Here is a 12,422-nt window from a genome sequence, read left to right on the forward strand (position 1 = left end):
CAGGGGTCCAGGGGTCAGGAAGCCAGCGACGCATCGGCCGCAGGCATGGGGGAAGAAAGAGGATCAACCGCGCCGAACAGGCGCTGCTGGTTGTCGGCCACGCCCAGCAGCAGCACGGGCTCGGCATTGCGTTGAAGCTGCGCATGGGCCAGCGCCAACTGCGCCAGCGGCAGGGCGGGGCCAAGCTCACCGGCACTGACCGCCACGGCCAGGCTCTGCGGGCTGAAATCCAGGTCGGGCGACAGCGAAGCAGTGATCGCTGCCGCATCCACCATCAGATCGCCACGGTGGTCGGCATCATGCAGCACGAACTGCACGGGTGCGCGGCCCGCGCTGAGGCCGGACTGCCACTGCGTCGCCAGGGCGGCAAGCTGGCGGCGCTGTTCCGCCGGGCGCTGCCCTTCGATCTGTTCGGCACGCACCAGTTGGGGCCGCCACAGGCGCCCATCGCCCTCACGCCCCTGGGCCAGGGTCGCCAGCAGAACGCCGGCTGCACCCTCGCCGGGTACACGGCCGTCGGGATTCTGCGCCGTAGCGAGTACACCCGCGGACTGCCAGGACGAAACGACATCGGGATCGATGCACGACGACGCCGCCAGCAGAAGGTGCCAACGCGGCACGGGGGACGCAGAAAGGGCATCGATCACCCGCTGCGCGTGCGGCCAGACCTCGCGCGCCGCGTCCAGCGTCGTGACGCGCACGTCGAACCGCCGCGCGTCGATACCGGCCTTGCGCGCCTGCCCAAGCAGCCACTCCTGCACCCACGGCCGCAGCGCATCGGACCAGCGGCCCGGCACCAGCAGTTCGATCGTCAGCACGTTCTCCACGCGCTGTTCGTCGCGGCGGCGCAGGCCGGCCACCACCACTTCCTCGGATGCGACGATCTCCGGCAGCGCTGCGTAGACTGCTTCCAGCAGCTGCTCCAGTACCGGCTGCAGCAGGGTCATCGCGCGGCGCTCATGCGCAGCCGTATCGATGCCATCCTGCCGCACCTGCAGCACTTCCAGCTCGTCCAGGTCGGGCGCTGCGCTCATCCGCACAGGCAGATTGTGGTTGTCGCGAAAACGCCCGTCCAGCGACGGCCGGGGTGGCGCGGCGGCCACCTCCAGCAGTGCCTGCGGTTCCAGATCGATTCCCAGCTTCAGGCTGCCGGCCAGCAGAGCCACCGACGCCGGCGCCACTACGCCGGGTTCCTTCACTGCATCGCCCTGCGGGGTCGTCGCATCCGTGGCGGCCGGCGCTTCAAGCGCACTGTCGACACCACGCCGCAGCGCACCGCGCACCATGAAGCCTGCACCGCTCAGGCCCACCGGCAACAGCCCGAGGTAGGCCAGCATCTGCATGCCCGTTGGCACCGTGCCGCTGTTGCGCCAATAGAGGATCGTCGCGCCCCAGGTGGCGATGAAGACCATCACCACCGACGCCGCCCTGCCCAGCCATCCTGCCATCAGTTGCCGTGCTCCATGCGATGCTCCCTCAACCGCCGCTCAGCGCAGGCCCGTCACGGCCTGCGAAGCGACCAGCGTCGCCCCACACGCCGTGCGGTCGCCGTCGCGCGCTACCGGTTGTCCGTCGATGATGACAGTGGCATCGCCGCTGACGATGGTCGTTGAACCGTGCATGGCACACGCAGCGCGGTCACCCACACGCGCCACGGCCTTTCCATTGATGTCGGTCTGGCCGGTCCCAGCGACCACGCTGCCGCCGTGGCTGAGCTTGTCACCGACGACGATAAACGGTCGTGCCATCCATCACACTCCTTGATTCCATGTAATCCAGCCTTCCATCGCCACGGACGCGGCGACCTGGATCATCCCCGCAACGATACCAGTATCACAGAAGCGTTATCACCCTTGGCGTGAAAGCTCCTCGCGCTTGGCGGCGCGTGCCGCCCGGCAGCGCCCTGTCATTTCCACGTGAACGTAATCCTTGATGCTGCGCCAGTTGCCACCCCAGTCCAGCCCGGCCTGCTCGGCAAGCTCGCCGTAGAGGAAGTACCCGCGCTTGGTCCAAGCGTCGTTCATGTCCCACTGCAGCTTGCCATCACGCATGGGAGCGCTGTCCACGCCCAGCCCGTACTGATGGCAGCTCTGCCAGGCCCCTGCCCGCGTCGCCTTGCCGCCCGCCATCAGCTCGGCCTGCCGCTGCGGGCTGCGATAGCCCTCAATCAGCACCATCTCATAGCCATATTGGCGCCGCATGACTTCGTAGATGGCCAGCACACGCTGCTGCAGGTCGGGGTCGATCTGGTCCCACTTGCGGTCGGCCGTGACGATCTCCGGCCGCAGCCGCCGCACTTCTGCCGTAGTGAAAACCTCCGGCGGCGGTGGCGGTGGCGGCGCCAGGCGCTCCCCACGCAACAGCTGCGCGACCATGGAACCCGACTCTGCGAAATCATCGCCCCGAAAATCTTCCAGCACCACCGTCTTTCGTGTGACCAATATCACAGTTGGAGGAATCAGCAGCGCCGCTGCGGCAATCGCCATGATTGGCCAATGGCGACGAATCGCGCTGTGCGCGGCGCCCGCTTCTTCACGAACCCCACTGCGCACCCGCGTCACACCATCACCGACCCGCCCCCCGACACGCCCCGCCTTGCGGCGGAAACGGCCCAGCGTCGCACCCAGCACCGCGCGCAGCGACTCGACGCTTTCAGGGAACAGCAAAACCCAGCACACGCCGGCCACCAGCATTACAACGGCAATGGCCATAACCACGATTGGTACCACCGGTCCTCCCTGACATGCGCTCTGGTTGACGCCCCATCCGCTTTCACTAAGAATGCGGAAATTCGCTTCGGCAACTGCCGACTCACACCAAGGGCTGGATGCACTTGAATAATGGCGGAATCAATCGGCCAAGTCTGCTCTCAGGGGGAGCGCAGGCAAAGGGCCAGGCACCGACATCGGGCCGAATTCTCGCAGACATGGAAGGTCGACAGACCACCACGTCCACGCGTGCTGCGCGCACACCGTCTGGCGGCAACCGCCGCATCGGCCTGTGGGTGGGGGTCGCCGTGGCGATCGCCGCCATTGCCGGCCTGGCCGCCTGGGGCCTTTCAGGCAGCGGCGGCTACAGCGAATCCAGCGAGTACTCGCTGACCCCGGATCCGGCGCAGTCCAGCGGACCCACTGGGCATCCGGACGTCCCTGTCGGCGCGCCGCATGACGGCGCCGCCACGATTGTTGATGCACCTGCAGGCAGCGATGGCGCCGCCACGGGTACGCCATTGGAGAATGCCGCCGCTGCACCGACCGATGCGACGACCACCGCACCGGCAGCTGCATCGGCTGCAGCGGCACCGGCCGCCGGCGCACGTGGCACCTCGCAGGCCGCGCGCAGCGCTCGCGCGGGAACCCAGCCCGGCAGCAAGGGCCAGGGCGATGAGAACCTGCTCGGCACCCTGCTTGGCATCATCAAGGAAGAGGACAAGGACAAAGCGAAGGCCAAGGCGAAGGCCAACGCCCAGCCGCAGAGCATGGACGAGCTGATTGCGCAGATTGAAGCCGATCAGCGCAAGCGCACCGAGGACGAGCGTGCCGCATTCGAGCGCGTGGCCAGCAAGAAGTCCGCATCGACCGAGTCGAGCATCCAGGCACAGCTTCGCAGCTGCCCCAGCCCGACCTCGCTGAAGGGCGTGGACTGCCGCCGCCGCATCTGCGCAGCGGTGAGCGGGAAAGATCCGGCCTGCCCGGCGATGTAAGCGAGAACCGTAGAGTCGAGCCCTGCTCGGCTCTCACGGTCAGATGGACTGCCGACCCGCCTGCGATTGCGGCAGGGCCGCAGCACCAGCCAGCGGCACAGCACCAGGGGCAGCAGCAACGGCATCAGCACGCACCGGGCGCTCAGCATGACTGGGCCAAGGCCGGTGATTACCAACAGGTAGCAGTCGCGCAAGGAAGGCTGGACCGAAAGGTTCATCTGCCGGGCCTCGATTGTGTCGTCCACGTCCGCAGACTCTTGCTGCATGTAGCGCCTGACGAATTCCCAGCAATGCGTCCGGGTCCATGGCAGATTGAACGAAGCTCATCACAGTGAACGCTCGATCAGAAAGATGATGTAGAAGCCCGCCGCAACCCCCAGGGCTGTACAGATCAGCGGCCACGTTCTTTCCAGAAAGCCAAATGTCGGGTTGTCGCGCCAATCCCGCTGCAGGTGATCATCCTCTGTGACGAGACCTTCAATCTCGACCACCTTCGGCCACACGGGAATTCGGCAAGTGCTCATTGCCACCCAGCGCCCCAAGGCAATGAAGCTGAAAGGCAAGCAAGAAACTACGTGCAACCAGGGCCAGTGAACCAGGCCGGCAAAGGTCCGGACCACGCCAAACACGAATCCCTCTTTCCTGTCATGGATGGGCAAGTAGAAACCTACCTCCCCGCAAAGATGCTCAAGCTCCGCGTCCCCGCCCTGCATGTACAGCCGGATGAACTCCCACAGCCCCAGCAGATCCGACCGCTCCCCCATGTACTCGTAGCCCAGCGAGAACGTCTCCAGGACGGTCTTTCGGTCATCGGAGAGAAAATGCGCGCGTATGTCGTGGGTTCGTCCTATGGGCGGCGTCGTTGACTCGCCGATGAAGAAGAACAAGCGGTCCCAGTCACCACTGGCAACCGTGCCGTCTTGCCGAAAGAAGTGCACCTTGCGATTCACGCGATCCAATCGCATCGGATAGTGCGTCCATCGGAAGCACTCGCTTCTGAAGAGCCACACGATGCCGGCAAGAATGAACAGTGAAACGGGCGCAATGAAGAGCCAGAAGCACCAGAGGATCCAGCGTTCGTCCTCCCGGAATGGCTCACCCAGGAGAATCAGGTTCACGAAGAGGTAGGACGACGTGGGGACGAACGCGAGTGCGCCCATGACCGAGAGCCATACATTGAAACCCTTCACCGGGTACCAGCGATCCACCAGCTCGAGGCAGGTTGAGCTGAACCTGATCACGGACAGCCCGCTCCTTGCGGGAACTCCCACTGAAGCCGAAACGTCCAGCCGCTGATCTTCCTCAGCGGCCGTGAGGGGACGATTGACCGCAAAGCGAAGATTCCTGGCATCGATTCCAGCGTAGTCCATTACCTCACCACTCCAACCCAGTCCATGAACGATCCTACTGCAACAACGTGGTGTCGTGCGGCCCTGCGACATGCACGGGAACGTTGCCGCCGGTGAGCACTCCTCCCGCCTCGCTGTCGACCGACTCCGCCATTCGAAACAACCCCAGCACAGTGATGCTCATGCCCAGCAGCGTCATGGGCTTGCGTCAGCACTATTCCGGGCATAGCCTCGATGGAGCTCGCATTCAAAGCAAAATGTCGCTGCATGCAGACTCAACAGGATCTCCGCTTTACTGAAGGCCCCCTACCACCTGATGCAACTTCGCAGGCGTACTCCGTGCGTGACGTGGTGCGCCTTGATGACGAGGCCATGGTCTGGTCCGAAAGCAATGCTGCTTCGCGGATGGAATCCATCATGCCGGTCGCTGCACTGGTGATGCTGTGCATGGCCATCGGCCTGGGTTACATGGGGGTGATGGTGGCGCTTGAACCCACAGAAAGCATGGGAATGCGTGTGTTCGCACCGGCGTGCGCGGGCGTTGGGGTCGCGACACTTCTGGGAACCGCTTTCCTGTGCATCAAGCTGAGCATTGGCAGCAAACAGAGCGATCTGTACTTCTTCCGCAGGACCCGGAAAGTCTTCTGTGTTGTCGACGGCAAGCAATGCCTGTTGGACTGGAACAACGTCAGGCCCTATGCCCGCGTCGGCCACGGCTCGCCCCAGCCCGGGGCGCCCTTGATGATGGCTCTCGCCCTGATGGAGGTCTTTCCGGAGAGTCCTGAACTGTGGCGCCTGCGCTTTACTGTCGATGGCCCTCTTCCAGACCGGGAGGCCTGCCAGCAGGCATGGGAGCTGATCCGGCGCTATATGGATGAAGCGCCCGAAGCGATGCCCCCCACTTTCCTGGTTGATCCATCGCACTGGACGACATCCTTGCTGGAGCGGGGACCGCTCTCTGCCGGCGGCGCGGGCAAGGAGATGATTGAACGCATCCGCGCCATGAACTGGAACGTCTTCGCTGTCCCGCAGTATCTGGGGAACGTACTGCTATGGCTGATTTTCTGGCCAGAACCCTTGTCACAGATGCTCTATGCCCGGTTCAAGCGCCCCGTAGCGCCACCCATGGACCTATTTGCCAGCAACTCGACGCGCGGCAGGAGCGAGCACTATTCCATTCTGCGCTCCAGCCCGGAAGACATTGCCGGAAGGAGAAAGGCTGGCCTCCAGGTCGCGGTGGTGTGCAGCTTCAGTTGCCTGATCAGCTTGATTGGCTGGAGCTTCATCATCTACTCGCTTGTTTTCCTGCGCAGCTGACAACGCGTTCTTTGCCTGCTGCTGTCCCTCATCAGTACGTATCCGATTGCACAATGACGATTTCTTTTGGAAACCTTTTCTACATTGCGCTGTCCATTGGACTCATCGCCCTCCTTGCGCACTCCATCTATCACTACCTTGGCCGGTTTACCGGCTGGCAGTCCAGGAGCAAGCGATGGCTTGCCATCAGTCCGCTGATCGCGGGCATCGCACTGGTTCTTCTCACTGTGATTTTTGTCAGCACGAAGTGAGATGGCGGGGAGTCAGAGCCCCCGTGATCTCTGGCTGGCCAGGTACGCGTAAGACCGTCCTGCGCCGAGATGCGGATGCAACGTGACACAGGCAAGGCAGATGCCCGAGCTTGCTCGCTGTCAATGCGGATGGCGGGGCACGTCGAAACCCTTATCTGCGCCGCTTCGTACCACCCGCCCCCGGCTTCTCCAGGCTGAGTCGCTCCCTCAGAGTAGCATCAGTGAATGGACCAGCCCCCACTGATTGCAACACCTCAACTGGCCATTGCGGCTTCCGCTGCAACCGATAACTGACGTAGCGATTCAGTCCGATGTACGCAGTCAAGGGCAGCGCGATCAGGCTGATCGTACCCAACAGCCACATTGCCGGCCCCTTCTTCCAGTACTCATGGGAACCCGGGCCGATCAGAGGCTGCGCAATTGTCAACGCCTCACCCAAACTTACTGCAAAGTCCTGATACCGCGACTCACCTGACGTCCAGACAGGGCCACTGCCCTCCATCATGCGGCGTATGTACTCCCATCGCTCTACAGGGCCGGACTGATTACCGAAGCCAAAGCTCGGGCCAACGCCAATACGCTGGATTTCCACCGGGCTCCCGGGACGATCCTCGATCGTGAGCACCAGACTCGCTTCCCGGCGAGGCACCTGGCCGGTGAAGATCGTATAGCTGACAACCTCCGCGCTTACGCACTCCCAATCGTAAGACTGCACTTCGCAACGAGGTCGCGCAAAAATATTCCAGCACCACTGCCACCAAGGGAGCCCAATTGACTTGAATATGTGGACCTTACTTGCGCGGCAATCAAACAAAACGGGCTCGGCCCGATAGCCGACCCAGTCGCTCTGTATAAGCGCCAGTACAATCAAGAGCAAAACCAACTCAAGAACTGTCACCCAACTGAAGCCCATTACAAAAAAAGAGATGTAAAGGCCAAACCCTACAGTGAATAGACCAACCCAACCTCCGCTGCTGGCATAACCGCGCATGGCACTCATCTGATCGACAAACGAGATCCCAAACTCGTAAACGTCGAAGACACCCCCATGCGTGGAAGCTCGCGAAGATGCTTGGCGATTCCTCTCGGGAAGCTTCAGCGCAACAGATGGCGCAGTTGAATCATCCTGCATTGCATTTCCAATTTGCTACGTAATCGCCTAGCCCACACTTAAGCATGACCTGAGCAATCGTTGTCGAGTATTGAACTCCAGCGCGGATGTCGGTTTGAGCAATCAGATGTAGCGAATTGCCATGCTTGACCTTCCCCGGAGTACTGCTAGCGGCATCTTGCAAAGCCCCCCACTACGCCGGCCTCAATTGCTGGCGCACCATACACAGGCTTGAGAGCGAAAACAGTGTAGGGACCCACCCAGGGTTCTTCGCGAGGCCGCAGTAGCGCGTCCTGGTACGCAAGATCCAAATCGAGGCAAAACCAACCATCACACCCGATCAACGACACCCTCACCAGGGTGATTATCCAAAGCATCAATACCTTTTAGAACTTCGAATCGGAAAACCAGGGGGGAATGCCGAGAACCGCAAACATCATGAGCACGATAACCGTTGAAATGAAACCGAGCAGCGCCCAGCGTCGATTCAGTGAACGTAGCTTTCCAGAATAGGCCAGCCGCTCGGCTTCTGTAAGGGGCCTAACTCGATAGGAATTCTTTGTAGCCACAGACATCATCTCAGCACGGATCTCTTCTGGCCACTCGGGCTTGGGAGCCACTCGAGATATCCAAAGCCCAGCCTTCTCAAACCAATACATAAAGGCCCCGACAATTGCCACATAGGCAAAAGCAAGTGCACCTGGCCTGACTCGGTGATGATCGTCGACAAGATCTCCATAGAGTTGGCGGTCCATCAAGGCCAAGTCCGCCGCCGCGTTCCCAGGTGATGGCAACGGATCCACTTCCGGCAGGCTGCCTGACTCCCCATCCATGTAGATTCTGACGAACTCCCAGATCATTTCAGGCGCACGAACATCTCGATGAGGCTGAGCCAATGGGACATATACATTGATTCGCCCATCGGAATCATCACAATCCACGATCGCCAACACATACCCGGTAGCGGCACCCGCCAGACTGTAGCTTCTGGAAACCATGGACACAGGCTGAACTTTATCATAATTCGTAACCACCCATCCAGCCTTAGGTCCAAGCCATGAATAGAAGTGCCGATGCCTACGGCTAAGCACAACGGGCGGCGCCATAGGTCTAAACACCGAGACAGCCGACCAAGCAAAGAAACCGCATGCGATCAGTAACAGAACCCCATATGCAGCCGCCGCACTGGGCCAGAAATTCGGACTCGAGAGAAGATTCCCAACCACAATATCAGCGAGAATCATGCTCACACCAGCACACCCAATTACGAGCCCGAACACGAAAGCAAAGCCTCTGCGAGAAGCAGAACCACCCTCAGCAAATACTAAGAATGATTCATTTATTGACTGAATCGCCTTGACAGACGCCGGCCCCAATTCGGGAGGCATCTTTCCGGACTTAAGCAACCTTCCCCAGACTCCACTTTTCTCGGGAAGCTTACTCATGCCAAACAGAGCATCACGGGCACTTTTATTCATCGGAACTAATTCTTCTTGGCTGTGGGGAATTCGAGATTAGTCGACAAGGAAGGAATGGCGATTCTATCCGGGAAATATACAATCTTCATTCCGAAGCCGACCACCTCCGTATACCGCTCAGCCTTGTCGTCGAACCATCGCCCGATTGTGTTCATCATTCCCACTGTCATACCCCGACCAGATCCAAGTCTCCCCTTGACTACGGCAGCACCAGTCTCATCCACTTCAACATCGGGCTGACCTTCACCCCCGGTGAGCCTGATTCCTCTCTTGAAGTTCCGCGCACGGGGCTCGCCATCCAGCAAATCAAAAGATGAAACTACTACCTTCTTGCCATCTTCAGTAAAGCCAAAGAACGTAACCGAGAGCGCAGCACCCTTCGCATATCTAGGAAGAGCGATTTCGTAGACTCCAAGTGTCGCATTGCCGTTGGCAATCGGACTCAGATCTGCCGCTGCAACCAGGGTCACGCGCTGGAACTGATACACCTCATCTTCAAGTCCTGAGAATGCCGCGACACTCTCTCCGCTCGCCGTCGCGAAGGGATTCTTTTTGACGATGTCACCCGAGATCCTTCTACGACGCCCAAAAACACCATTGTCCAGCCAGAACTCAACTGGAGAAAGCTCATCGTCAGCAGTTCCGAACGCCTGGATTGCCATGTATACCGCAAGCCCCAAAGCTGCAACGGCAATGAGCAACCAGCCCACTGGTCCAAGCGTTATCCCAAGAACCGTTGCGGACGCCGCGCCACCCGCAGTCGCCCCAAGTGCGGCAGTAGTAAAGCCGAACGCGGCGACCGAACCAGCGATGGCAGCCGCACCAGAACCAACTGTCCACCAACCGGAATCCGAATCACCTTTTGCAACCTTCTGTGCACCTTGATACACGGTGAAGAGACCATCCGCTACACCCGCGTACAACCCAAGCTTTGCGGCAAAAGCACTCACCGGCACCAGCTCTGTTGCGGAGGTTCGAGCGACAAGCACCTGGACAGCAACCCGCAGCTCCAGACCTGCGCTCACTGCCGCGAGTCCCGCCGCGAAGAGCTTCACTCCATTTTCAGCCCTATTGTTTCCCTTCTTGAATTCAGATACCGCCCCCCAGATCGACGTGGCTTGGAAGAGAAGAACAGCCGAGCTCATCATTGCATCCGCGCCTGCAGCGATTCTCCCCAGATGACTCCTCAGCAAGGGATTCTCAGGAACCTCCGTCGAAGGAATTCTTGTTTCAATAGCGTCCAGCCCCAAACGCCGCAAAGCAGCCTCATTCAATTGCTCGCCGGTCTGCACCTTACGAACTATCCACAAAGCGACTTCCGCCATCTCGTCCTGCGTACGTGGCTCAGAAAATAGAACCGCACCGTTCACCGCCTCAGAAAGCACCCATCCCTGTTGACGGAAGTTGCCGCGAGTCCTCATGTACTCCATGCCATCGACCATCGGACCCACGCTTGCTGCGGCTCTGGAATCAATTCTTGCAGGGCCAGTTGCCACTTCCATCATCCATTGAGAAATCCGCTGCCAGGTGGTGCGGTGCACTTCGGGTACAATGACCAAGTCATCTCTAACCAGACCTGCGATTGTGACTCTTCGCAAAAGCATGGCGAACTGGTCGGGCCGACTCTGTTGAAGCCTCCCCATAACGCCAGTCGCAGTCGCGATAAGGGAAGCGGTTGCCTGATTTGCTGCTCGCTGGATACGAATGGATCTCCGGATGGCATTTAATCGTTCGATGGCTCCGCTTCCAATCAACAGCTCGGACGCAATGGATTTCCCGAGGCTAACTGAATCCAGCTTGTCCTTGAAGGTCGGCGGAGCGCTTTCCATCAGCTTCAGCGCGCCCTCATCGGAGGCGGCCAGCGCCTTGGAAAACCAATTGCCTGGATCAGAGTCAGGGAGGTCTAACACAGGTTCCCAGACGGTCTTTCTTTCGTTCTCATCGACACCGGACCCAGCAACGCACTGAACAACCATCGACTCGAAGTCCAATGCACTCTGATGATCTTGATGATCGAAGTCATAGCGTTGTTGAGCATCCCAGGCCGCAGACTCCTTCCAGACGCAGAAGTCGGCACCTATGCTCTTCGTTTGTTCGATGTACCTCTTAAACTCCTCCGAGGTTGCCAACGCCTCTCGCCACTTTGCCTCGTCGATATGTTTTAGATAGCGTTCCGGCCCGTAGTTCTTGTTCCACCACGGACCTGGATTCGCTTCCGCGCTGGCTCTAATCCCCTCGATCATCTCTGATACAACGCGTCGTCGCGCCTTCTCTGGATCAACCATTCCAGACGCATCGGCAGCAAGGGCGGACGCGCGGTTGCGATTGTGATTAATCTGAGCAGTCACGCCCACCGCGTCTGGAAGAACAAGCAGAATCCCCGTCTTTCTTGGAACTTCCTGCGAAATTTGATCAACTGTCGACTTGACAAAGAATGGTGACTTGGAATCAAGCATCAGAAGCTCGCCTGAAAGCCCGCGCTCATAGAGCGGCTCCAGAAGATGTTCGTTGATGCGGTTCCGCACTACGGCAGGCGCGTAATCAGATACGTACCCGTCCAAACGCTCTGGCAACTGCATTGCAAACGGAATGCTGCTTCCTGCACCAAGCAGCTGGGCGGATGCTGCAGTCACAACGTCAAGCTCGTGCATCCGCTTGGACCGACGGCCATCTTCATCCTTCGCGTAGCCTGCAAGAACTCCACTGGTCCAACGATAGCGGCTGTATGCGATCCAAACCTTTTCATCCTTCTTAGGGTCGAGCACTATCGCCTGAAGGGCGTGTGCATTGTGCTCCGCCCTTGAGCACGCAGCCTCCGGCCCAGGCTTCTGTGGCAGGAGATCAACGGGGAATCGTCGCAGCAGGCCGAGCTTATTGACCTCATAGGCGTCCCAGGATCCATCGACCTTTAGAACATACAAGAAGCCTGGCGGCAGCGCCCTCATCACGTACCAATGCTGCTTCACCTCCTCCTGGCCAGAGAAGCCATTGTCCAAGGCCGTCAAGCCGCGCGCCAGCTCCGGAGACATACCTAGCGCGGCGCCACCGAAGGGACCAAACGGCCTCATTCCTACCGGTAGTGCGGTATAGGTGACCGGCAGGATCGCCAACCCCTGCTTCACGCAATTGGGGCACTTGTCTCCCGTCGCCTGGTGGGTCTTTGCCTTGGCTTTGGTGCGCGCGCCGACGATTCCGGTGTCTGCCATATTCTGC

General features: G+C 59.9%; 11 protein-coding genes and 1 pseudogene. 3 read left to right on the top strand and 9 right to left on the bottom strand.

Annotated elements, in window-relative coordinates:
• Positions 1 to 14: 14 nt before the first annotated feature.
• The 3 genes from C1927_RS02440 to C1927_RS02450 form a co-directional block, all read right to left on the bottom strand.
• Positions 15 to 1,448, bottom strand: coding sequence for a hypothetical protein (locus tag C1927_RS02440; RefSeq protein ID WP_108757835.1), 1,434 nt, complete (start codon positions 1,446 to 1,448; stop codon positions 15 to 17).
• 39 nt (positions 1,449 to 1,487) lie between these two features.
• Positions 1,488 to 1,748: a PAAR domain-containing protein gene (locus C1927_RS02445; protein WP_079222202.1), complete on the bottom strand. Its 261-nt coding sequence runs from the start codon at positions 1,746 to 1,748 to the stop codon at positions 1,488 to 1,490.
• 99 nt (positions 1,749 to 1,847) lie between these two features.
• Positions 1,848 to 2,711: a M15 family metallopeptidase gene (locus tag C1927_RS02450; protein ID WP_079222203.1), complete on the bottom strand. Its 864-nt coding sequence runs from the start codon at positions 2,709 to 2,711 to the stop codon at positions 1,848 to 1,850.
• Positions 2,712 to 2,926: 215 nt separating this feature from the next.
• Between C1927_RS02450 and C1927_RS02455 the strand changes: the two genes are divergently transcribed.
• Positions 2,927 to 3,703, top strand: coding sequence for a hypothetical protein (locus tag C1927_RS02455; protein ID WP_108745845.1), 777 nt, complete (start codon positions 2,927 to 2,929; stop codon positions 3,701 to 3,703).
• 326 nt (positions 3,704 to 4,029) lie between these two features.
• Here the strand turns inward: C1927_RS02455 and C1927_RS02460 are convergent, their stop codons facing one another.
• On the bottom strand, positions 4,030 to 5,073 hold the full coding sequence (locus C1927_RS02460) for a DUF6708 domain-containing protein (RefSeq protein WP_108745846.1): 1,044 nt from the start codon (positions 5,071 to 5,073) through the stop codon (positions 4,030 to 4,032).
• Between the two features lie 34 nt (positions 5,074 to 5,107).
• Positions 5,108 to 5,251 (bottom strand): hypothetical protein, encoded by a 144-nt coding sequence (locus C1927_RS21300; RefSeq protein WP_159095282.1) that lies wholly within the window; start codon positions 5,249 to 5,251, stop codon positions 5,108 to 5,110.
• Positions 5,252 to 5,391: 140 nt separating this feature from the next.
• Between C1927_RS21300 and C1927_RS02465 the strand changes: the two genes are divergently transcribed.
• Both C1927_RS02465 and C1927_RS02470 read left to right on the top strand, forming a co-directional pair.
• Positions 5,392 to 6,369, top strand: coding sequence for a hypothetical protein (locus C1927_RS02465; protein ID WP_159096648.1), 978 nt, complete (start codon positions 5,392 to 5,394; stop codon positions 6,367 to 6,369).
• 53 nt (positions 6,370 to 6,422) lie between these two features.
• Entirely contained in the window at positions 6,423 to 6,620 is a 198-nt protein-coding gene (locus C1927_RS02470) for a hypothetical protein (protein ID WP_108745848.1), read from the top strand.
• Positions 6,621 to 6,771: 151 nt separating this feature from the next.
• Here the strand turns inward: C1927_RS02470 and C1927_RS02475 are convergent, their stop codons facing one another.
• The 4 genes and pseudogenes from C1927_RS02475 to C1927_RS02485 form a co-directional block, all read right to left on the bottom strand.
• Positions 6,772 to 7,752 carry a DUF6708 domain-containing protein gene (locus C1927_RS02475; protein ID WP_159095283.1) on the bottom strand — a complete coding sequence of 327 codons (981 nt, stop codon included), beginning with the start codon at positions 7,750 to 7,752 and terminating at the stop codon, positions 6,772 to 6,774.
• 172 nt (positions 7,753 to 7,924) lie between these two features.
• Positions 7,925 to 8,029: pseudogene (locus C1927_RS21635) on the bottom strand (IS5/IS1182 family transposase); the annotation flags it as partial.
• 88 nt (positions 8,030 to 8,117) lie between these two features.
• Positions 8,118 to 9,209 (bottom strand): DUF6708 domain-containing protein, encoded by a 1,092-nt coding sequence (locus C1927_RS21305; protein ID WP_159095284.1) that lies wholly within the window; start codon positions 9,207 to 9,209, stop codon positions 8,118 to 8,120.
• Between the two features lie 5 nt (positions 9,210 to 9,214).
• Positions 9,215 to 12,415, bottom strand: a complete 3,201-nt coding sequence (locus C1927_RS02485; protein ID WP_108745851.1) for a toxin VasX — start codon at positions 12,413 to 12,415, stop codon at positions 9,215 to 9,217.
• Between the last annotated feature and the right edge of the window lie 7 nt (positions 12,416 to 12,422).

The sequence above is a fragment of the Stenotrophomonas sp. ZAC14D1_NAIMI4_1 genome (genome assembly GCF_003086775.1).
Classification (GTDB): domain Bacteria; phylum Pseudomonadota; class Gammaproteobacteria; order Xanthomonadales; family Xanthomonadaceae; genus Stenotrophomonas.